Below are 23,153 nucleotides of genomic sequence, written 5' to 3' on the forward strand. Positions count from 1 at the left end.
TTCACATCACTAGAATCACCTCCTCAAAATATTTTTAAAAACAAAAAAACTCCGTCCTATAAACATAGGACGGAGTTACCGTGTTGCCACCTAAATTGTATATCATACTTTAAATAAAATTCAAATAAATATACCACTCTTTTCGAATACTAACATATTCTATCCGCTATAAGGTGCAGTCCACCATAAGTAATACTCTCTAATTAAAGATTTCTTCTTATACCTCAAAAGTCCATTCATTAAATTTCTTCTTGCAAGCATTCCACCACCACCTGCTCTCTTTGTTAAAGCTAAATTTAATTACTCCTCTTTATCAACGGCTAATTTATTTCCATTTAATGTATATTATATGTTATAACATTTAACTTGTCACTACTTTTTCAATTTTTTTATAGACAACACTTAAACTTTTATCAAAGCAGTAATTTTTATTTGAATTAAACCTATATGATTCTACTACCAATCACTATAACAAGAATTACAATCCCCACAAATATGCAAAGGTCACCAATTAAATTATAATTTTTATCATCTTTGCTTCGTGCAATTTCATATTGTGCAATTCCTATCAACATTTCTGTTATAGCTAAAAACAATATACCAAATTCTAAAGATAAACCAACACCTGTAAAATATAATAATATAAGTACTGTTGTTATGATACTTGAAACCACCGTTACTAATGTTATAACCTTAGTCTTATTTTCCATAAAACCCAACTCCTATATTTTTTCACTTATAATACAGTATATTCAAGTAAATCTTCAAACTTAACCAAATTCTAACAATAATCTTCCCTAAACATCGCCATTAAAATTACATCATGATATTTTCCTTCTCTAAATATCTCTTTCTTAAGTTGCCCTTCCTCTACAAACCCAAGATTTGCATAACATTTTATTGCTCTACTATTAAAAGAATAAACTGATAATTTTATCTTCTCAAAATTAAGTTCATTAAAAGCATATTGAATTAAAACCTCCATAGCATCAGTTCCATAGCCTTGTCCCCAAAGTTCCTTTTCTCCTATGAATATCCCAACCGTACAGTTTCTATTTTTAAGGTCGGTTTCATTAATTCCACACCCACCTATATACTCACCATCTTCTAATGATTCAATTGCAAAATTACAAGTCATATCATCACTTCTCGCACAAGATTTTCTTATAAATTCTTCTTCCTCATCTAAACTCACTGGGAAAATTGACCCCAAAGCTAAATTTTTAGTTATCTCATAATCATTCACAAACTTATGTGCCACTACTATATCTTCATAACTGTAACCTCTTAAAGCTACTTTACTTCCTGTAAAAATCATAAATTCTCCTCCTACAAAATCTTATAATTTTTTTATTAAAATTTAATAAAAAATAAACATTCTATCACTTCATCAATCTACAATGCATTCAAACCTAAAACTCTAAATAATACACTATTTTATGTATCATACTAATAATAACAAAATATTTTTTAATGAACAATCATTCACATCCATATATTTCAAATTTTGTTTTTTTATAAAATTATATTATTATATATAGTATAAAGCAATACTAAAATTCAAAATGAGGTGTATCAATGTCAAAAGAAACAATATCATTACTTATAGCATTTTTTATAATATGCGGACTATTCTATATATCTACAAAAATAAAACTTAGACATAAACTTACAAATTTATTTTATAAGTGGTTTAAAAACATGCCACCTAAATCATTACATATTATAGCTTTTATAGTGAATTTCGTTATAATAGTAGGAGTTGGAATATCTAACTCACTTATAATGGAAACATGGTTTACTGTCACTGTACTACCACTTGCAATTGCATTTGTTTTAAATGTCACAACATCACTAATATCCACAGCAAAAGTTATAACTTATAAAAACACACAAATTAAACCAAAATCTAAAATTAAACCAAATAGAAAAAAATAAAAGTGCCGATTACTCAGCACTTCCCCGATGCCTATATAGGCATCTTTTTTTGGTTATTTAATTCCAGTTGAACCATACCCACCTCTGTCCTTTGATGTTCCAAGGTCTTCAACAAAATTAAATTCAACACCTGTCATAGTTGTTTTAACTACTTCAAACTGAAGAATTCTATCATCATAATCCATCTTTCCATCTTTTAAACAAGCAAACATTGAACACCACTGATCATTATTTCCATTATAAGCATTATCTATTTGACCCACTGCATTAGTTAAGATAAGACCGTAATTCTTAAATGTACTACTTCTTGGATATACATTTGCTTTAAAACCTTCAGGCATTTTCATTGAAAATCCTAATTTCACAAATATAACATCTCCCATTTTATATTCACAGGGAAAAGTCTTTTCCTCACCATTAACAGAGATTGTACTAGCTCTAAGGTCTATTAAATCACCTTTATCTATTTTCTCCATTTTAGTTAAGTTTTTATCGATATATCTAACTTCTAACTTCATACATTTATTTAGTGAGTTTTAGCACTCACTAAATACTCACCTACCTTTATGACATATTTCTATATTATTTTACACCAAAACCTAATTTATAACTAATCTATAAAAGAATATAAAAATAAACTAGCCCCTTTAAAAGCTAGTTTACTTTCTATATTAATATTTTAAAACTAAATCCATCAAAATATTAGTGTAATAAATAAAATCTTTTTCTTCTTTACTTCCAATAGCCTTAATAAGTTCTAAGATACTCATACTTAACTCTCTTAAATATTTATCTAAATATTTTTTACTATTTGTATATCCAACAAGTTCTAAAAGAACTATAATCATAGGTTCTACTATAGTATTTATCTCACTAAGCCTATTTTTTGCAATAAAGATTTCACTTTGCTTTAATTTAACTTGAGTTATAATACTCCCTCTAAAAGAGTCAAGTATATCTCTTAGATTATATATTTGGTCTTCTAATATTATTGCATTATTCTTCCCTATTAGCTTTGATACTAAAATTTTATCCATATATAATCACCTCATAATATATAGTATTATATATTATAATTTTAAACAACTAAAAAATTTCTATTTTTTTGCATATATATATATAATGAAAGAGGCCTGAATTTCTTCAGCCCTCTTAAAATAAATTATTTATTTATTTAATAATGATACTCCAGTCATTTCTACTGGTTTATCAAGACCTAATGTTTCTAACATACATGGTGCTATATCAGCAAGTTTACCATCAGCTAAGTTTTTACCCTCTGAATTGTTTGCAATCCAGTAGAATGGCACTAAATTAGTTGTATGTGCTGTCATAGGTGTACCTGTTGAATAATCTATCATTACTTCAGCATTACCATGGTCAGCTGTAATAAATAATGTTCCATCTTTTTCAAGTATCTTCTCAGATATTCTTCCAACACATGTATCAACAGTTTCTACAGCCTTAATTGCTGCATCAACAACACCTGTGTGTCCAACCATATCTGGGTTGGCATAGTTCACAATTATAACATCATATTTATCAGCATCTATTTCAGCTAATAATTTATCTGTTAATTCTGGTGCATTCATTTCTGGTTGTAAATCATAAGTTGCAACCTTTGGTGATGGTACAAGTAATCTATCCTCACCTTCATTTGGTGCTTCTATACCACCATTAAAGAAGAATGTTACGTGAGCATATTTTTCTGTTTCAGCTGCTCTTAATTGCTTAATACCTTTACTTGCTAAATACTCTCCAAGAGTATTTGTGTGTGATTCTGGTCTATAGCAAACTTCAACATTTTCTATTGTAACATCATATTGAGTCATACATACAAATGTTGTCTTAACTAATTCTCTATCAAATCCTGCAAAATCAACATCTACCATAGCTCTTGTAAGTTCTCTAGCTCTATCTGGTCTAAAGTTAAAGAATATAACTGAATCCTTTGAATTAATTTTTCCTACTGGATTTTCACCATTCATTATTACTGTAGGTAATACAAATTCATCAGTCTTATTATCATGATATGAAGCATCCATAGCTGCTAAAGCTGATGTAGCTTTTTCACCTTCTGCTTTAACCATAGCATTATAAGCAAGTTCTACTCTATCCCATCTATTATCTCTATCCATAGCATAATATCTACCACTTATTGAAGCAATTTCACCTACTCCAATTTCTTTCATAGCAGCTTCTAATTCTTCTACGAAGGCTCTTCCTGATGACGGTGCAACATCTCTTCCATCCATGAAAGCATGAACATAAACTTTTGTTAATTCATTCTTTTTAGCAAGTTGTAATAAACCTTTTAAATGGTCTATATGTGAGTGAACTCCACCACTTGATAAAAGTCCCATTAAGTGTAAAGCAGTTCCGTTTTCTTTAGCATTTTTAACGGCTGTCATTAATCCTTTATTTTCAAAGAAATCTCCATCTGCAATTGCTTTAGTTATTCTTGTAAGCTCTTGGTAGATTATTCTTCCTGTTCCTATGTTTAAATGTCCAACTTCTGAGTTACCCATTTGTCCCTCTGGAAGTCCTACTTGCATACCTGATGCATTAAGTCTTGAAACTGGATATTTAGCCATTAATCTATCTAAATTAGGTTTTTTAGCAGCTGCAACAGCATTTCCGTCTCCTGCTTCTGTAATTCCCATTCCATCTAATATCATTAACATTACTGGTTTCTTTGTCATTATAATTCCCCTCCAAACTATTTTCTTATCTCTAGTTCTATATTTTAGATTTTATATCTTCAATATATAAAATTTAAAATACTACTCTTAGATAACTATTTCTATTTATTAAGTCAATAAGCTTCTTCTTTATATCTATATTATAATACTTTTAAAAAAGAAAAACAATAGTAGTAGAGAATTATTATCAATTAACTACTACTATTGTTTATTCCATTTCCTCTAAAATTAAACTTTTAATTTCTAAACATTGTTATAATTAGAAGTTAACTATTTGTGAGAAGTCTGTAGCTACTAAACTAGCTCCACCAACTAAAGCACCATCGATATCTGACATACCCATTTGCTCTTTAATTGTGTTAGGTTTAACTGATCCACCGTATTGAATTCTTACTTTATCAGCAACTTCTTTACCGTACATACCAGCAACCATTCCTCTGATTGCAGCTATTGTTTCATTAGCTTGCTCTGAAGTAGCAGTTTTACCTGTTCCTATAGCCCAAATTGGCTCGTAAGCTATAACAACTTTAGCAGCTTGCTCGTCTGTAAGACCAGCTAAACTTACTGTTAATTGAGCTTCGATAACCTTATTTGTTGTTCCAGCTTCTCTATTTTCTAAGCTTTCTCCATAACAAACTATTGGTGTTATGTTATGAGCGAATGCTGCAGCTATTTTTAATTTGATTTCTGTATCATTTTCGTTATAGTATGCTCTTCTCTCACTATGTCCTAAAACAACATAATCGATTCCCATTTGCTCTAACATCTCAGCTGAAACTTCACCTGTGAAAGCTCCTGTTTGCTCAAAGTGCATATTTTGTGCAGCTACTTTAACATTTGATCCAGCTACTGCTTTTTTAACAGCATCTAAACATACGAAAGTTGGACATACAACTACGTCACATTTAGCATCTTTTACTAATGGCATTAATTCCTTTACTACTTCTACTGCTTTATCAGCTGTATAATTCATTTTCCAGTTTCCTGCGATAATTGGAGTTCTCATTCTATTCACCTCATAATTTATTTTGTAAACGTCTATTTTAATTTAATCACTTAAACTAATATTTTAATTAAAGTAAGTCCCCTTACAATTAAAGACTTACTTATCTTTAATACTTCAATCTATTATATATAAAATCTTTTCCGATTAAAAACCTAAAATTAGTTGTTTAAAGCATCTATTCCTGGTAATACTTTACCTTCTAAGAATTCAAGTGATGCACCACCACCTGTTGATATGTGAGACATTTTATCTCCAAATCCTAAGATGTTAACAGCAGCAGCAGAATCTCCACCACCAATTATTGTTGTAGCATCAGCATCAGCCATAGCTTTAGCCACTGCAACTGTACCTTTATTGAAGTTATCGAATTCGAATACTCCCATTGGTCCATTCCAGATAACTGTTTTAGCTTCTTTAACAGCATTTGCAAATAATATTTCTGATTTAGGTCCAATATCAAGTCCCATAAATCCATCAGCAATATTTTGATCTTCTGTTATAACTGCTTCTACATCTTTAAACTCAGCAGAAATTCTGTGGTCTACAGGTAATAATAACTTAACACCTTTAGCCTCAGCTTTAGCTAACATTTCTTTAGCATATTCCACTTTGTCTTCTTCTACAAGTGAGCTTCCAACTGTAAATCCTTGACCTTTTAAGAATGTATAAGCCATTCCTCCACCAATGATTAATGTATCAACTTTTTCTAATAAGCTGTTTATAACATTGATTTTATCTGAAACTTTAGCTCCACCAAGTATAGCAACAAAAGGTCTAACTGGTGTTTCTACAGCTTTTCCTAAGAAATCAAGTTCTCTTTGAATTAAGAATCCACAAACTGATGGATTAAGGTACTCTGTAACTCCTACTGTTGAACAGTGAGCTCTGTGAGCTGTTCCAAAAGCATCATTAACAAACATGTCAGCAAGACTAGCTAACTCTTTTGAGAACTCTTCTCCATTTTTAGTTTCTTCTTTTCTAAATCTTGTATTTTCTAATAAAACAACATCTCCATCATTCATTGCAGCAACTGCTTTCTTAGCATTTTCTCCAACAACGATATCATCAGCAGCAAATACTACTTCTTTACCAAGCATTTCGCTTAACTTAATAGCAACTGGTGCTAATGAGAATTCTGGTTTAGCTTCACCTTTTGGTTTACCCATGTGTGAGCAAAGTATAACTTTAGCTCCATTTTTCACTAAGTATTCTATTGTTGGCATAGCACCTACAAGTCTGTTTGCATCTGTTATAACACCATCTTTTAATGGCACATTAAAGTCGCATCTTACTAATACTTTTTTCCCTTTTACTTGTATATCTTCTACTGTTTTTTTATTGAAGTTCATACCGTTCACCTCTTAAAATTATTTTTTATAGTAAAATAACTAATTATAAAAAAAGAGCCCCGGCTTATAGTCTTAACTACAAAACCAGGCCTCCTTTTATTTATTATTAATATTCAATTTTCTAAAATTATTTAGAAACTACGAATTTTAATGTTCTTACTAATTGGTTTGTGTATGACATTTCGTTGTCATACCATGAAGCAACTTTAACTAATTGATTTCCGTTAACTTCCATGATTTTAGTTTGTGTAGCATCGAATAATGATCCGAATGAAATTCCGATAACGTCAACTGATACTATTTGATCCTCTGTATATCCGAATGATTCATTAGCAGCAGCAGCCATTGCAGCGTTAACTTCTTCAACTGTTACTTTCTTACCTAATGTACAAACTAATTCTGTTAATGATCCTGTTATAACTGGAACTCTTTGAGCGTTTCCGTCTAATTTACCAGCTAATTCTGGGATAACTAAACCGATAGCTTTAGCAGCTCCTGTTGAGTTAGGCACGATACTTGCAGCAGCGGCTCTACCTCTTCTTAAATCACCTTTAGCGTGTGGAGCATCTAATGTATTTTGATCATTTGTGTAAGCGTGGATAGTTGTCATAAATCCTTTTTCTAATCCAAACTTCTCATTTAATACGTTAACCATTGGAGCTAAACAGTTTGTAGTACATGAAGCACCTGATATAACTGTATCTTCAGCTTTTAATATATCGTGGTTTACATTGTAAACTACTGTAGGAACGTCGTTTCCAGCTGGTGCTGATATAACAACTTTTTTAGCTCCTGCTTCTAAGTGAGCTGAAGCTCCTTTTTTAGATGCGAAGAATCCTGTACACTCTAATACTACGTCTACATTTAATTCTCCCCATGGTAAGTTTTTAGGATCTCTGTCTGCAACAACTTTGATCTCTTTTCCATTAACTATGAATCCACCTTCTGTAACTTCGATGTTTCCATTGAATCTACCTTGAGCTGAGTCATATTTAAATAAGTTTGCTAATGTTTTAGCGTCTGTTAAATCATTGATTGCAACTACCTCAAACTCAGGGTTATCAATCATTAATCTTAATGCTAATCTACCTATTCTACCAAATCCATTTATCGCTACTCTTGCCATAACTAAATACCTCCTAATAATGTATATATATTAAATATATATTTAAGTTTTAAGAATTAAATTTTCTTAAAATCTTTTTAGCTAATTAATTTTTTAAAATACTTATAATTTTTTCTGCGGCACATTCATCTGTTACTAAAACTACTTTATTATTATTAAATAATGTAGCAATTATTGCTTCGACTTTATCATCTCCGCCTGCAACAGCTATTTCTTCTCTTACATTTTTAAGAGAATTAATATTTATTCCGGGTGATGTACTTACTGATATTACTTTTGATTCATTATCAAAATAACATCCGAATGCCTCTCCTATAGCACCACTATCTAAAAGTTTTTGTTGTTGTTCTTCAGATATACCTCTTTTTAATACCATCTTATCTGCTCTTCCAATTCCATAAATAAGTATGTTCGCTGATTTTATTAAATCAATAACCTCTCTTATGTCATCTTGTTCATATAAGCTTTTTAGAATATTAGCATTAACATTCTCTGGTATATGAAGCATCTTGTAACTACCTTTTAACTTTTCAGACAAGTTAGCTGCTAAAGTATTAGCTTGTGTTTCAACCTTTTTACCCATACCGCCCCTTGCTGGAACAACTAAGATACCTTGCATATTCTGCATTTTATGAAAACTATCTACTAACTCCTTCACTGCACTACCACCGGTAATTGCTATGATATCATTGTTTTTAACAGTTTTACTTATATAAGTAGATGCTGCTTTACCTAAATCAGGTAATATACTCTTATCCTGTCGAACATTTCCTGGAATTACTATAACTTTCCTTACTTTTAGTAATTCTTTTACCTTTTGTTCTACTTGTGATAATCCTTTTAGTTCATGAATAAACCATTTTAGATCATCTAAAATTTTAATTCCTTCACTTGTTACAGTCATCCCTGGAGTACTAATTTCTATCAAATTTTGATCTTTTAAGAAATTAACTTCAGTCCTTACTATTCTCTCTCCTAAGTCTAACTTACTAGCAAGCATCCTTCTTCCGATAGGTGCATTGTAGTTTATTGTTCTTAAAATTGAATATCTTTTTTCTAAAACCTCTACAAGTTCTGGAACAATTATTTTTTGCAAATTTAAAATATTATGCAAATCAAACAGCTCCTTTGGTCTTTTTAAGTCCCACTTGAAACTTTTCTGTCCCACAAACTTATTATAAACTATTAGTGAATAAATTAAAAGGATTTTAAGACCTTTTTACAAATTTTTTTTGTTAAAAAACTGTGAACACCACTCTATTAAAGTATGAAAATAAGAGCATAATTTACTTATACTCTTATTATTATTAAAAATATTGTTTTTTATTACTAAATTATTAAAATCTTTTCCTTTTACTTGATGATTTAATACCAAGTTCTTCTCTGTACTTTGCTACAGTCCTTCTAGAAATTTTCATATCAACCTCTAAAAGCTTATTTTCTATCATCTGATCTGATAAAGGTTTTATCTTATCTTCAGCTTTAATTATTTCTTCTATTTCTCTCTTAATGTTAGTAACAGTCACATCTTCATCATCTGAATTACTATTATTTATTGTATTATTTGATATTCCTGCTACAAATAAATCTTTTATTTTTACAGTACCAAAAGTTGTTAAAATATATTTTTCTCTTATTGCCCTTGATACTGTTGACTCATGCATATCTATAGCTTCTGCTATTTGTTTTAAAGTCATTGGTTTTAAAGCTTTTTTTCCATGTTCAAAAAAACCTCTTTGGAATTCTAATATTTTTTCCAATACTTTGTAAAGCGTAGACTTTCTTTGTTCAATACTTTTTATTAAAAACATTGCTTTGTTCATTTTTTCTTTAACATAGTCTTTTGCATCTTTATCATCTTCATTTAATACTTCATTATATATTGGGTTTATAGACAATGTTGGAATCACCTTATTATTCATTATTATAAAGTACTCTCCATCTATTTTTCTTATCTCTGCATCTGGTATTACAAATTTAACCTCTTCGCCTGTATAAAAACCTCTAGCTGGCTTTGGTTCTAATTTTTTAATCATATCACCATAATCCTGTGCATCTTTTATACTTATCTTTAATCTCTTTGCAATTACCTGATATTTATTATCGGCTATATCTTCTAAATGATTATTTATCATAGTTTCTGTAATATCATTTAGTGTTTTTTTCTTTCTCAATTGAATAATTAAACACTCTTTTAGAGTCCTTGCTCCTATTCCAAGAGGTTCTAACCCTTGTACAATTGTAAGTGCAAGCTCTACTTCCTCATGTTCTTCATAAAGTTCATTTGTAATTTCTTCTAATGTTATATCTAAATAACCCTTCTCATTTAGACTTTCTATCATATACTCTGTTAGAATTCTTTCTTTACTTGTAAGATTTAACTCTGTTATCTGTTCTTTCAAAAAATCTTTAAGTGACTTTTCATTTGTAATAAAATTGAAAGGTGATGCCTTCTCATCATTACTGCTATAATCACCATAACTTTGAGACCCATAATTATCAAATTCTAAATATTTGATAAACTCTTTGTAATCTATCCTATCTTGCTCTTTTTTCTCTGGCATTTCCATATCATGAAAACTTGCTTCTAAAACAGGATTTTCTGCATATTCTTTTTCTATATATTCCCTTAAATCACAAGTCGACATTTGTAGAAGCTTGATTGATTGTTGCATTTGTTGTGTCATTACAAGTTTTTGTTCTTGTGACATTGTTAAGCTAAAATTCATTTCCATATTTACACACCCATTTTTCTTTCTATTTATCACTACATTTACCTAGTTAAATTATCTAACAAATCTATTTTTTTTACAAGTATTCAAAGCAAACATTCCTTTTTGTACCATAAAATAAACTTTTTTTATAAATTTCATGTCAATTACTCTATATTAAACTAAAAAAGTAGCTTATACATATTTGCATAAGCTATCTCCTTATTATTTTAAAATTTTAACTCTTCCAATCTCTAATATCTCTTCATCTATTCTTTTCTCTATTTTTCTGATCATATCTCTTTCAACTATTGCTAAAACAACAGTGCTTGGTCCTGCTGATGTTTTGCAATCTATTTCTATATTCTCATACTTCTCTAATTCAATTCCATTTGTTTCCTCTAAAACTGATATTTCATAATCGATTCCTTTTGATCCTACAGGAATTACATCTTTTGAGTAATCTAAAATTATCTTTAATGATTTCATAGATACTATTCTATTATCATCCTCTGCTAATGATTTTATTACCTCATCACCAACAAGTGGTTTACCAACTGCAATTAATACATCATCTTTATCAATATCCCATAATCTCTCATCTAAACCTTCTTCACCTATTACAGTTACTCCAAATGCAGTTTGCATTACTTCTATATTATCCTCTGTACTGCCTGTTAAATTATCTTCTGTAAGTTTTCTTTCAAAATTTAATCCATTAAATTCATCCATGGCTCTTCTTATTCCATTTAGAATTTTTTCTCCTCTTCCATCCATCTCAACACAAAGATTATTAACTATAACCTTTGGAAGCGCTCTATAACTTAGAGTTTCAAACATACAAACTCTAGTTGTTAAATATCCAACTATCTCCTCATCGACCTTTACAACATCACTGCTACTGCTACCAATTCCTCCGCAACTATCACAAGCTATTGTAAGAACTTTCCCCTCTGAAACCTCCATTAGGACCAAATCACGAAATTTAGATATTAACATTTTTAGCGCTCCTTTCTATTATACAAGCAATAATTATATTAACTGCACCAGCTATTGTAAGTGGTATTATCATAGCTTTCACAAACAATGATATAGACATACCCCCTATAAATATACTGTGTACTACCCCTGTAACTAATACCGAAATAGGACCATTTAGTAATATAGCTACACCTATACCTAATATTTTATTTATTTTATAAACTTTAGAAAAAATGTATACTGTTATCATCATTTCTAAAGCTATTGTTAAATGTATCGGTAGTGTTAATGGAAAACTTGAGGTTAATGCTGTAAATATATGTCCTAAGAAACCAACTATTCCTCCTATTACCGGATTAATAATAATTCCTGCTAAAAAAGCTGGCATTGAATCAAAGGCAATACTTCCAAAAATCTTAAAATTTGCAAGAACTGCACTCATTGCTATTAAGATACTAGTTGTTGTTAATAATTTTGTTTTACTTTGAATTTTAATATTATTCATTCTGTCCCCTTATTTCTTTATATTTCATTTAAAAGTCTATACATTTATTAAGTTTTTTAAATATGCAAATCCTTGCTTATATTCAATCTCTACAATTGAACTATTTCCATTGTAGAAGCTCCAAAACTTTTCTAGAGGTATATCTAATAAATATAATATCGAAATCTTTATTATACCCTCATGCGCAACAACTATTGAATCTTCATTTTCTTCGCATAATTCTTCCAAAAATTTTTCAACACGATTTTGACATTCAATAAGGCTCTCACCATTTGGAATCTTATAGTTTATATAATCCTTTACCCAATTCTTATATTCAACTTTTTTTTCTAATTCCTTATGACTTTTACCTTCAAAAATTCCAAAATTGTACTCTCTTAAGTATTCGACTTCTACTAGTTTAAATCCTTTATTTTTCGATATTTTTTTTGCAAGTTTTTTACATCTTGTTAAAGGACTTGTATATACCTTAGTTTTATTAGAAACTTCTGATAAAATTTTAAAATCTTCTAATAAATTTGTTACATGTTCCATCTGTTTTTCACCAAGACTTGTTAATTCATAATCAATTTGCCCTCCATATATTTGTTTTTTATTCCCCTCACTTTGAGTATGTCTTATAAAGACTATTTTCATTTAACTACTCCTATTACATTTATTAATATATATGATGATATTAACCAAGATATTTGTGATATTTCTACTATCATTCCTAAAATATCACCTGTAACACCATCTATTTTTGTTTCAGTAAATTTCACCAATTTAATTACTACTATATATGAAACTAACAACCCTAAAATAGCTATAAAATTCGAAGTTATTATACATATAATTACACATAGTAAATTTACTGTTATAAACATTGTTAAACAGTTTTTTGTTGCACCTTTTTCAACAAAGATTTTTCCCAAGCCTGCTTCTTTTCCATATACCGAAATCTTGCTTACAATATAAAGATTGCACCTTCCAACAATTGGCATTATAAAAATTGCTACATAATTTGATTCTCCTAAAAAAATTGTATAACCAATCACTATTAATATTAATGATAGTACTCCAAAAGCACCAACTCTACTATCTTTCATTATCTCAAGTATTCTTTCTTTATTTCTCCCACTAAATAATCCATCAAAACTATCTGATAAACCATCTAAGTGTAATCCACCAGTTATAAATATGTATGTTAGTGTTAATATAAATCCAACTACTAACCTATTTTCTAAAGTTTTTAAGCACATTGAAACTAATAATAATATTAATCCAATTATTACCCCTACAATCGAAGTCAAATTTATTGATTTTTCAAATTTATCTTCTGAATATTTTATTTTTCCAACTGGAATTCTTGTTAAGAAACTCAACATCAATTTTAGTCTATTCATATCACACCTATTTAACCCTTATCTCTATACCTGCAACTAAAAGATAAACCGCATCTGATAACCTTGCTATCATTTGATTCATTCTACCTGCAATATCCCTAAATATAGCCCCAAGTTTATATGCTGGTACAATACCAAGTCCTACTTCATTAGAGACTATTATTACTTCTTTCCCTGTAAACGAACCTATAAACTCTTTTATTTCTGCTTCAACTGATTCTTCTAGTTTGTCTACTTCTTTTGGCGTTATCTTATCAAAGTCGTATCCTGACTCTAATATAATATTGCTTATCATTAATGTTAAACAATCTAATAAGATAACCTCACACTTTTCATTATCATCACTTTTGTCAAAACCCCTATATTTTTCTAAAGTAATCCACTGATTATTTCTACTTTCTTTATGCTTATTTATTCTATCTTTCATTTCTGCATCAAATCCTATTGATGTTGCAACATACATAACATTAGAATCTAATTTAACCTTAAATTCTTCTGCTTTCTTCTCTGCAAATCTGCTTTTTCCACTTCTTGCACCACCTGTAACTAAAATCATAAATTGTCTCCTTACTTCTTAGGACTTATTATATAATCTGATTCTTCATATTCTATTATTTTAATCTTATCTTTATAAACTTCTTTTAATTTTTCGCTTTCTACAATAATTTTCCTATCTGCATTTATAATAACTTCTCCATCATCAATAAGAACTATCTCATCACAATAAGTAAAAGCAATATTAAGGTCATGAAGTACCATTATAATGGTAAGATTATATTCTTTCTTCATATCCTCTATAAGATTCATAATATCAACACTATTATGAATATCAAGCATTGATGTTGGTTCATCTAATAATAATATTTCTGTCTTTTGTGCTAGAGCCCTCGCTATAAAAATTTTTTGTGCTTCTCCCCCACTAAGCTCTGATATATATCTATCTTTAAATTTTTCTATATCAAGCCTGTTCATTATAATATCAACTATTTCTATATCCTCTTTACTTTCACTCCCTAAAAGTTCCATGTAAGGATACCTTCCCATCATAACTATTTCACTTACAGTAAAATCTATATCTCTACTATTTTCCTGAAATACAAATGCTATTTTTTTAGAGTATTCTTTTATTGAGTATTCTCTAATATCTTTCTTACATAAAAAGATACTCTTTTTACTTGGTTCATTTATTCTCATCATGGCTTTTAAAAGTGTACTTTTCCCTGCACCATTAGGACCTATGATTCCATAAGTTTTACCATTTTCAAACTCTATATTTATATTTTTTAATAATTTTTTTTCACCTATACTATAATTAAAATTTTCAAACTTTATCATCCTTCTACCTTTTTTCTTTCTTTATAAACTAAGTACATAAAATATGGTGCTCCAAATATTGATGTCACTATCCCTATTGGAACTTCTGTATTCTCTAGTACTGACCTTGATATATTGTCACACACAAGTAAAAATATCATTCCAAGCATTGCTATAAATATAAAGTTTTTTCTATAATTTGAACCCATAACCATTCTTATCATATGTGGAATTATAAGACCTACAAATCCTATTGTCCCTGTAAAGCTAACTGTCGTAGCTATAAGTATGCTACTTGCTATAAGTAGATTACGCCTAAGCGTTACCGAATCAACTCCTAGTGATTTTGCAACATCTTCGCCAAGTAATAATAAATTTAAATTTTTTCTATTTAAGAAAAAGTAAATTAATATTGGCGCACTTATTAGGGCGAGTACTATAACTCTCTTATATGTAGCTGTTGAAAAGTTTCCCATTCCCCACATAAAAAGCTCTATTTGTCTATCATTTGAATATGTTCTTATAAGCGCAAGTGCTGATGAAAATAAATAATTAATTCCTATGCCAGCTAAAAGAAGCCTTATTGTAGAACTTTTTCCTTTTACCCCCGAGAGTAAAAAAACTAATGCATTTGCAATTATTGCTCCTACAAATGCAAATATAGGTATAAACCCACCTATTAAAAAGCCTATAGCTGCCCCAAGTGATGCCCCTGAAGAAACACCTAAAATATAGGGGTCTGCCATTGAATTTTTAAATATTGATTGATATACTGCCCCTGTCACTGCAAGATTAACCCCTGTTAAAAGTGCTAAAAGAATTCTTGGAACTCGAAGTTTCATTATAATTATTTCAGTAGAAGTTTCTGGAGTTTCACTAAATAAATTTGAAAAAAATATTTCAAAACAATCTTTTATTGATATATTAGCAACTCCAATTGCTATAGATGAAAATGATAGAAGTATTATAAATAAAGTTAATAGGAAATATAAAAACTTTATATTTCCTATCTTCCTAAACTTGATTTTATTCATACTTCATATCAGGATTTATTATTTTAGCAACAGCTTCAAGTGCATCAACTACTCTTGGAGATTGTCTTGATATTTCATCTTCATTAACTTCGTAAACTTGTCCTTCTTTAACTGCCTTTAAATCTTTATATCCTTCAAGTTCTGATAATTGCTTCTTTAAATCTCTTCCACTTGGAACTATTATTATATCCGGATTTTTTTCTATTAACTTTTCTTTTGAATACTGCCATCCCTCAACATCTTTAGCAATATTAACTCCACCTGCAAGTTCTAATATTTCACTTATAAAAGTATCTCCACCAGCTGCAAAATCTCCATTTTCTCCAAATGAATTAGTGAAATATACTGTTTTTCTTTCTCCACCTTTTATGTGGTTATTAACAGCAGCTTGTACCTTTTCTTTTTTAGCTTGCATTTCTTTAATTATGTCATTAGCTTTATCTACTTCTCCAATAAGTCTACCTGTTTCCATTATTGCAGAGTATGTTCCATCAAAATTATCTTGCTCATTTAAAAATACTGTAGGTATTTTTAATTCTCTTAATTTTTCTACAACTTCTTTTGATGTATGTGTTGAAGCTATTATTAAATCTGGGTCAAGTTCTACTATTTTTTCAAGAGTTGGGTCTGCTGTTCCACCTACTGATACTGAATCTTTTATTTCTTCTGGGTAATTACAATATTCTGTTCTACCTACAAGCCTAGCTTCAGCTCCAAGTGCTGCAACTATTTCTGTTATACTAGGAGATAATGATACTATTTTTTGTGGTTTTTCACTTATCTTAACTGTATAATCAGATGAATCTTTTATTTCAACTTCCTCATAAGGCTTTGCTGGCGCATCCTTATCTGCTGATTCTGTTGTTTCTGCCTTATCTGCTGGCTTTTCTACTTTTTCATCAGACCCTCCACAAGCTACAAATGCACTCCCACTCATAACTAAAGCTAATATCAATGCTAATTTTCTTAATTTCACTTTTTCTTCCCCCTAAAAATATAATTTATATATAAACCTAGCTATCTTTACTTAAATATAACTAGACTGATATTCTACCTAAATCCTTTTCACCAAACTTATTATTAAATGTTTTCTTACTTATAATTTCTCTCAACATTTTCACCATTTAAAATCTTATATATTTTATCCATATCTAAAGAATCCCTTAATATATTAGCAAGTTTATTATATTCTTTATCTTTTATCTGTTTATACGTTTTCTCATCAAGTTCTTTCTCTACATAAGAAATTCCCTTTTCCACTCTTATATTATGTGCAATCTTCCTTGTAAATGACAAAGTATCAAATATCCCATGCACATAAGTACCAAATACTCTATTATCTTTACTTCTATACCCTTCAATTCTTCTCTCATCTTTTCCTTGAATTTCTCTCAGTTCTAAAAATGGCACTGCATTTTCTTTCACTTCTACAGTTCTTCCCATGTGAATTTCATATCCCTCAATATAGAATTCACCACAGCCACTTAATATTCCTTCTTTTGAAACAATTTCCCCTCTAATTTGTGTTGTAACTTTTGTATCCTTAAATTCTGTAACTATATCTAAAAGTCCAAGACCTTTTATTTCTTCTATATCACATTCTGATTTTGTAGTATTTATAATTTTAGTTCCTAGCATTTGAAAACCACCACAAATTCCAAATATATAAGTTCCCTTTTTATTTAAATCATTTAACTTTTTATCATAACCCATATCTTTTAAATATATTAAGTCTTTAATAGTATTTTTAGACCCTGGAATTATAACCATATCTGCCTCATTTAACTCTTCTACGTTTACTGCATAACTAGCATTGATTCCATCAAGTGAATACAGTACATTAAAATCTGTAAAATTAGACATATAAGGCATTCTAATAATTTTTATATTAATCTCACCCTCAACTGCTTTTCTTACAACTTTTAATCTATCAGACACTGCATCCTCTTCATCAATTTCAAGCCTAAAGTACGGAACTACACCAAGTACTGGTATATTTATTAAATCCTCTAACATTTTAAGCCCCGGTTCTAATATTGTTATATCTCCCCTAAACTTATTTATAATTACACCTTTTACTCTATTTCTTTCTTCCTCTGTAAGTAGTGCTAGAGTTCCATATATAGAAGCAAAAACTCCCCCCTTATCAATATCACCAACTAAAACTACTGGTGAATCTACAAGCTCTGCCATTCCCATATTAACTAAATCTCTTTCTCTAAGATTTATCTCAGCAGGGCTTCCTGCACCCTCAAGAATTATCATGTCATAATCATCATCTAATGTTTTATATATTTTTTTTATTTTTTCCTTAAACTCATCTTTTTGTGTATGATAATCAATTGCTGATAAATCACCATATACTTCTCCATTAAAAATTATCTGAGCATTCATATCTCCTGTTGGTTTCATAAGAATTGGATTCATGGCACATCTTGGCTCAGTACATGCTGCTTCTGCCTGAACTACCTGGGCTCTGCCCATTTCCTTACCATCTTTTGTGATATATGAATTTAAACTCATATTTTGTGATTTAAAAGGCGCAACCTTGTTCCCATCTTGATATAAGACTCTACATATCCCTGCTGTTATAACACTTTTACCAACATCTGATGCTGTACCTTGTATCATTAAATTCTTAGATTTCATAATCATTTTCTCCTTATTTCTCATTTTCAAATATAAAAACCCCTTGAAATTATAAAATTCAAGAGGTATAAAAAGTCTACTTTAATAAGTTACTAGTTTCTTTAGCAACTACTTGTTACACTCATTTCCCACCGAAAGATGTTTATTTCATACTAGGTAGGTCTCCTGACTTATAGTTCATCCTTTAGAAACCCTTACCATAAAAATATTACAGTGGATGTGTTTCTATTATCCCTATACACAGTAGCGGGGGCTGTAGTTTTTAACTTTCCCTATTAAGCTTATATCTTAGCACCTAATACTCTATTTTCTTTTAACAATTATTATAGTTACATATATAATTACTAATTGTCAATATTTTCTAAATTTATTCTTATTACTTTTAAAGTTTATTAACAAGAGCAAAAAAATAAGGATAGCTTATCGCTATCCTTTTAAAATATACTAATAATCTTCCACAAAGAAGAATCCACCTGCATTTTTACCCGAATGAATTCCAACAGCACATCCTACTGTTGTTTCAATATATTCTATATCATTATTTTCAAGATATTCTCTTAATGAATCAGCTATCTCTTCACCTAAATAGTTAATAAGTATAACTGGCTCGCCTTCTTTTCTTTTAGTTTCTTCAAAGCTTTTTATAATTTCTTTTATAGCTTTTTTAGAACCTCTTACCTTATTTTTAACATCCATCTCTCCATCTTTAATTTCTAAAATAAGCTTTATTCCTAAAGCACCTACAATTAAAGCTTTGCTTCTTGATAATCTGCCACCTCTAACAAGGTTATCAAGACTTAAAAAGAATAAATCACTTCTCAATTTACTTCTGTATATTAAAACTTCTTTCTCTATCTCATGAATCGTACTACCTTCCTCAGCCATTTTAGCTGCTTTTAAAACAAGCATACCTAGTCCACTTGTTATAGTTAAAGCATCTATTATAACTAAATCATCTTCGTTAAATTCATTTTTAGCTATTAATGCTGACTGGTATGTCCCACTCATTTTTGATGACATATGTATAGCTACAATTTTATAACCTTCACTTATATACTTTGAATAACACTCTTCAAATCTAAGTGGTGTTATTTGAGCTGTTGTAGGAAGAACATCATCTCTCTCTATTCTTTCCATCATCTCATCTCTAGTTATTTCTATATCTTCTAAATAACTATCTTCTCCAAAGTTGATTAAAACAGGCATAACCTCTATATTATACTTTTCGATATACTCTTTCGGCAAATCACAAGTACTGTCTGTTATTATTTTTATTTTATTCATTCTATTAATCAATCCCCCACTACTTCATTCTTGGAAATCCTATTTGTCTTAGTGCTTCATACGCAACTATTGAAACTGTATTAGATAAATTAAGACTTCTCTCTGTAGTGTTTATCATAGGTATTCTTATCCCCATTAACTGATCACGTACTTCCTTTGGAACTCCAGCTGACTCTTTACCAAACATGATAAAATCACCTTCTTGGTACTCCGCGTCTGAATGGAATCTATCAGAATGAGTTGATGATATAAATATCCTTTGATCCCCATACTTTGCCATAAAGTCTTCATAACTCTCATGTACTTCTAAATTAAGCTGTGGCCAATAATCTAGCCCTGCTCTTTTAATTTGCTTGTCATCTAATTTAAACCCAAGTGGTTTTATTAAATGTAGCTTTGAATTTGTTAAGACACATGTTCTTCCTATATTCCCTGTATTTTGTGGTATTTCTGGTTGATATAAAACTATGTTAAGATTCATTATCAATACCTCCTATTTAAATTTTGTCTATATTTTATAATATTATCTTGACCATTAAAAATCAAGATAGTATACATAATTTGTAATTCTATTTAGAGATTTAATAAATCTCCTAACTATAAATTATATCACTTTCTACTATTTATTAAAAATAAATTTTTCTACCACTTTTGCAACACCATTATTATCATTTGTATCAGTTATATAATCCGATACATCTTTTACTGCTTGTGTACCATTTTTCATAGCAACTCCAAGCCCTGCATACTTAATCATTGAAATATCATTTCCATTATCACCTATGCATATTATCTCTTCTTGTTTAATCCCATAATGTTCACCTAAAATTCTAACTGCTCTACCTTTAGATACACCTTTACTGTTAATTTCTAAACAATATTTTCCTGAATATGTTGTTTCAAACATATTAGTTGTATCTAATTCTCCCTGTAGCTTTTTAAGTTTTTCTCTACTTGGATCTAACATTATACACTTTCCAAATATCTCTGTCTTTTCATCAAATAAAGATGTCCATGCACTTTTTTCTTTTAAATAAATACTCTGTATTTTATACTTTTCTGGTACGTTTCTATTGAAGAAAATATTATTTACAAACATTCTAAATTTAGAATTTAAATAAATTTTCCCAAGTGCATGAAAATTAGGTACTGTTTTATATTTTCTAGATATTTCTAATATCTTTTGGCACTGTTCTTTTTCTAGTGCTTCTTTAAAAATTAAAACTTCCCCATCCTCATCCATAACTATCGCACCATTATTCGCTATTGCAGCAGATTTTATTCCAATCTCATTTGCAAAGTATAAAGCACTTCTTGAATTTCTTCCTGTACATATTATTATGTGAACCCCTTCATCAAACGCTTTTTTCAAAGCTATTTTATTTACCTCTGATAACTTCTTCTTTGAATTTAATAAAGTTCCGTCCATATCTATGCATATCATCTTATAGTTCATAATGTTCCACCTATCTTCCTTACTATTTCTAATATTAGTTATTAACTATATTATATCAAATTAGATACTAGATAAAAACATCATTAACTAACCTTAACATGATGTTTAAAATATAAAAAGGTTTTATAAGCAAAGTTAATACACTTATAAAACCTTTTATTATTTATTCATTTTTGTTACTCTCCGGTTCCATATCTAATAACACCTTGTGTACTATTATAAGTATCTGTTGAAACTTGTTTTCTTGAAATTTCTTTTCCATTTTCATAAGTTACAAGATATCCTACAGATGTTAAACCTGCTACTGGTCTTTTTTCTACAATTTGAGTCCCTGCTGGCAATGAGTCATCATTTACCCTTGTACTTCCTGGATTTACATTTCCAGTAGAAACCCCAACTAGTTCATATGTTTTGTTCCCAAGGTCATCCTTATCTCCATAAATATTAAAAGTAACTATTCCATCACTTATAATTCCTTGAATAAATATTGGTGAGTCATAAACATTCTTAAATTTATAATCAAGGTAGCCCCAAGCTACTGTTGCATCTTCACTAGGAGGTGCATATCCAACTCTCATTGAGTGATTAGTTCTCTCTACTGATGGTATTCCAGAACCCATAATAGCTTGGTATAAAGTAGTTGATATTTGACAAATTCCTCCACCAATACTTTGAACCACTTCTCCACCTGAAAATGCTGCACCTGCCTTAAATCCTGTTTCTATTGTTCTCTCCCCAACGACTTCATTATAACTAAAAAGTTCTCCTGGCATTAAAACAGTTCCATTTATATTCTTAGTTGCAAGTCTTAAATTTTCTGCTCTATTCCAATCCCCACTATTAAAGCTTGTACTAGCAGTTGCAAACCTGCTATCTATCTCTGATATAATTTCATCAGTTACCTTTGGTAACTGCACTCTTATTGGAACTTCTATCTCATCATTCATAATATTAGTATCACAGTCTATATTCTCATCTATAATTTCTTTAGTTTTCTCTAAATCTAATTCAATACCATTTTCAGCGGGTATAATTTTCACCTCATCTCCAACCGCTTCAATACCTGCATCTTTAGCTAGTACTGTCACTTCCAAATTAAGTGTTTTTAAATATTCATCAACAACCTTTTCATCATATCCAAATTCAACTTTAATCTCTTCTTTTATTCCATTTTTAATATATGAATTCTTTTTCAAAAAGTTTTCTTTTTTTCCAATTGTCAAAGCTTTATCTATTGCTGCATCAACTTTATACTCAGGGTTTATCTTCTCGTATTCCACAATAATCTCTTTCCCACTTGCAACAAGTTTAATTGTTTTATCAGTCACTTTTTCTAAAAGATTCACTTCTATAAGTTTTTTCGCCTCTACTAGTGTTTTACCACCAACATTTACTCCATTTATACTAATGCTTGGATAAATTTTATTTGCCCAACTATCAACTTTTTTATTTATGTTATAGAAGAAGAAACTAATACCTACTATAACTAAAATAAGTCCGCCACCAATTATATATTTCTTTTTCCTATTACCTCTACGCTCTTCATTTATCCAAACATCATTATTATTTTCGCCCATATAATTTTCACCTCATTAAATTACTATTCAATATAAATTTATATAATTTTTTTTTTACACTTATTCTATCTTTTCAAAATTTAATAAATATGAAATAAAAAAAGCCACTCTAGTTGTTAAACTAGAATGGCTATAA

Annotated in this window: 24 protein-coding genes and 1 riboswitch; of the genes, 1 reads left to right on the forward strand and 23 read right to left on the reverse strand. The window is 29.6% G+C overall.

The window, feature by feature from the left end:
* Nucleotides 1-443: 443 nt before the first annotated feature.
* Entirely contained in the window at nucleotides 444-710 is a 267-nt protein-coding gene (locus Q0V24_RS05355) for a hypothetical protein (RefSeq protein ID WP_297519328.1), read from the reverse strand.
* Between the two features lie 71 nt (nucleotides 711-781).
* Nucleotides 782-1,318, reverse strand: a complete 537-nt coding sequence (locus Q0V24_RS05360) for a GNAT family protein (RefSeq protein WP_366938276.1) — start codon at nucleotides 1,316-1,318, stop codon at nucleotides 782-784.
* 260 nt (nucleotides 1,319-1,578) lie between these two features.
* Here Q0V24_RS05360 and Q0V24_RS05365 point away from each other — a divergent pair, with 260 nt between their 5' ends.
* Nucleotides 1,579-1,938 (forward strand): hypothetical protein, encoded by a 360-nt coding sequence (locus tag Q0V24_RS05365; RefSeq protein ID WP_297519330.1) that lies wholly within the window; start codon nucleotides 1,579-1,581, stop codon nucleotides 1,936-1,938.
* Nucleotides 1,939-1,991: 53 nt separating this feature from the next.
* On the opposite strand, the gene Q0V24_RS05370 is transcribed toward Q0V24_RS05365, so the two are convergent.
* From Q0V24_RS05370 to Q0V24_RS05470, 21 genes are all read right to left on the reverse strand, one after another.
* Entirely contained in the window at nucleotides 1,992-2,456 is a 465-nt protein-coding gene (locus Q0V24_RS05370) for a deoxyuridine 5'-triphosphate nucleotidohydrolase (RefSeq protein WP_297519332.1), read from the reverse strand.
* A gap of 153 nt (nucleotides 2,457-2,609) precedes the next feature.
* Complete coding sequence (locus tag Q0V24_RS05375) at nucleotides 2,610-2,975, reverse strand: hypothetical protein (protein WP_297519334.1); 366 nt, start codon at nucleotides 2,973-2,975, stop codon at nucleotides 2,610-2,612.
* Between the two features lie 129 nt (nucleotides 2,976-3,104).
* Nucleotides 3,105-4,640, reverse strand: coding sequence for a 2,3-bisphosphoglycerate-independent phosphoglycerate mutase (gpmI, locus tag Q0V24_RS05380; RefSeq protein WP_297519336.1), 1,536 nt, complete (start codon nucleotides 4,638-4,640; stop codon nucleotides 3,105-3,107).
* 259 nt (nucleotides 4,641-4,899) lie between these two features.
* The gene (gene tpiA / locus Q0V24_RS05385; RefSeq protein WP_297519338.1) at nucleotides 4,900-5,646 is read right to left on the reverse strand and encodes a triose-phosphate isomerase; all 747 of its coding nucleotides are present in this window, start codon (nucleotides 5,644-5,646) and stop codon (nucleotides 4,900-4,902) included.
* A 158-nt stretch (nucleotides 5,647-5,804) separates the two neighbouring features.
* Complete coding sequence (locus tag Q0V24_RS05390) at nucleotides 5,805-6,995, reverse strand: phosphoglycerate kinase (protein ID WP_297519340.1); 1,191 nt, start codon at nucleotides 6,993-6,995, stop codon at nucleotides 5,805-5,807.
* A 127-nt stretch (nucleotides 6,996-7,122) separates the two neighbouring features.
* Nucleotides 7,123-8,121, reverse strand: a complete 999-nt coding sequence (gene gap / locus Q0V24_RS05395) for a type I glyceraldehyde-3-phosphate dehydrogenase (protein WP_297519342.1) — start codon at nucleotides 8,119-8,121, stop codon at nucleotides 7,123-7,125.
* An 85-nt stretch (nucleotides 8,122-8,206) separates the two neighbouring features.
* A complete protein-coding gene (locus Q0V24_RS05400; protein WP_297519344.1) occupies nucleotides 8,207-9,235 on the reverse strand; it encodes a sugar-binding transcriptional regulator in 1,029 nt (342 codons plus the stop codon).
* Nucleotides 9,236-9,458: 223 nt separating this feature from the next.
* Nucleotides 9,459-10,856 (reverse strand): RNA polymerase factor sigma-54, encoded by a 1,398-nt coding sequence (gene rpoN, locus Q0V24_RS05405; protein ID WP_297519346.1) that lies wholly within the window; start codon nucleotides 10,854-10,856, stop codon nucleotides 9,459-9,461.
* A 201-nt stretch (nucleotides 10,857-11,057) separates the two neighbouring features.
* Nucleotides 11,058-11,831: a hypothetical protein gene (locus Q0V24_RS05410; protein WP_297519348.1), complete on the reverse strand. Its 774-nt coding sequence runs from the start codon at nucleotides 11,829-11,831 to the stop codon at nucleotides 11,058-11,060.
* Complete coding sequence (locus Q0V24_RS05415; RefSeq protein ID WP_297519350.1) at nucleotides 11,818-12,318, reverse strand: ECF transporter S component; 501 nt, start codon at nucleotides 12,316-12,318, stop codon at nucleotides 11,818-11,820. Before Q0V24_RS05415 ends, Q0V24_RS05410 begins: the two co-directional genes overlap by 14 nt.
* Before the next feature lie 36 nt (nucleotides 12,319-12,354).
* A complete protein-coding gene (locus tag Q0V24_RS05420; protein WP_297519352.1) occupies nucleotides 12,355-12,954 on the reverse strand; it encodes a histidine phosphatase family protein in 600 nt (199 codons plus the stop codon).
* A complete protein-coding gene (gene cobS, locus Q0V24_RS05425; protein WP_297519354.1) occupies nucleotides 12,951-13,703 on the reverse strand; it encodes an adenosylcobinamide-GDP ribazoletransferase in 753 nt (250 codons plus the stop codon). Before cobS ends, Q0V24_RS05420 begins: the two co-directional genes overlap by 4 nt.
* 7 nt (nucleotides 13,704-13,710) lie before the next feature.
* The gene (cobU, locus tag Q0V24_RS05430; RefSeq protein WP_297519356.1) at nucleotides 13,711-14,259 is read right to left on the reverse strand and encodes a bifunctional adenosylcobinamide kinase/adenosylcobinamide-phosphate guanylyltransferase; all 549 of its coding nucleotides are present in this window, start codon (nucleotides 14,257-14,259) and stop codon (nucleotides 13,711-13,713) included.
* Between the two features lie 11 nt (nucleotides 14,260-14,270).
* Nucleotides 14,271-15,038: an ABC transporter ATP-binding protein gene (locus Q0V24_RS05435; protein ID WP_297519358.1), complete on the reverse strand. Its 768-nt coding sequence runs from the start codon at nucleotides 15,036-15,038 to the stop codon at nucleotides 14,271-14,273.
* The gene (locus Q0V24_RS05440; protein WP_297519360.1) at nucleotides 15,035-16,051 is read right to left on the reverse strand and encodes an iron ABC transporter permease; all 1,017 of its coding nucleotides are present in this window, start codon (nucleotides 16,049-16,051) and stop codon (nucleotides 15,035-15,037) included. The genes Q0V24_RS05435 and Q0V24_RS05440 overlap by 4 nt, the downstream gene beginning before the upstream one ends.
* Nucleotides 16,044-17,027 carry an ABC transporter substrate-binding protein gene (locus Q0V24_RS05445; RefSeq protein ID WP_297519362.1) on the reverse strand — a complete coding sequence of 328 codons (984 nt, stop codon included), beginning with the start codon at nucleotides 17,025-17,027 and terminating at the stop codon, nucleotides 16,044-16,046. The genes Q0V24_RS05440 and Q0V24_RS05445 overlap by 8 nt, the downstream gene beginning before the upstream one ends.
* A gap of 116 nt (nucleotides 17,028-17,143) precedes the next feature.
* The gene (locus Q0V24_RS05450; RefSeq protein ID WP_297519364.1) at nucleotides 17,144-18,700 is read right to left on the reverse strand and encodes a cobyric acid synthase; all 1,557 of its coding nucleotides are present in this window, start codon (nucleotides 18,698-18,700) and stop codon (nucleotides 17,144-17,146) included.
* Nucleotides 18,701-18,837: 137 nt separating this feature from the next.
* A riboswitch (cobalamin riboswitch) is annotated at nucleotides 18,838-19,014 on the reverse strand.
* Nucleotides 19,015-19,144: 130 nt separating this feature from the next.
* Nucleotides 19,145-19,984: a DegV family protein gene (locus Q0V24_RS05455; RefSeq protein ID WP_297519366.1), complete on the reverse strand. Its 840-nt coding sequence runs from the start codon at nucleotides 19,982-19,984 to the stop codon at nucleotides 19,145-19,147.
* A 19-nt stretch (nucleotides 19,985-20,003) separates the two neighbouring features.
* Nucleotides 20,004-20,465 carry a tRNA (cytidine(34)-2'-O)-methyltransferase gene (locus Q0V24_RS05460; protein ID WP_297519368.1) on the reverse strand — a complete coding sequence of 154 codons (462 nt, stop codon included), beginning with the start codon at nucleotides 20,463-20,465 and terminating at the stop codon, nucleotides 20,004-20,006.
* A gap of 138 nt (nucleotides 20,466-20,603) precedes the next feature.
* On the reverse strand, nucleotides 20,604-21,440 hold the full coding sequence (locus tag Q0V24_RS05465; RefSeq protein WP_297519370.1) for a Cof-type HAD-IIB family hydrolase: 837 nt from the start codon (nucleotides 21,438-21,440) through the stop codon (nucleotides 20,604-20,606).
* Between the two features lie 176 nt (nucleotides 21,441-21,616).
* Nucleotides 21,617-23,017 carry a VanW family protein gene (locus Q0V24_RS05470; protein WP_297519372.1) on the reverse strand — a complete coding sequence of 467 codons (1,401 nt, stop codon included), beginning with the start codon at nucleotides 23,015-23,017 and terminating at the stop codon, nucleotides 21,617-21,619.
* Nucleotides 23,018-23,153: the final 136 nt, after the last annotated feature.

The sequence above is a fragment of the uncultured Clostridium sp. genome, from assembly GCF_947039605.1.
Lineage (GTDB): Bacteria > Bacillota > Clostridia > Clostridiales > Clostridiaceae > Sarcina.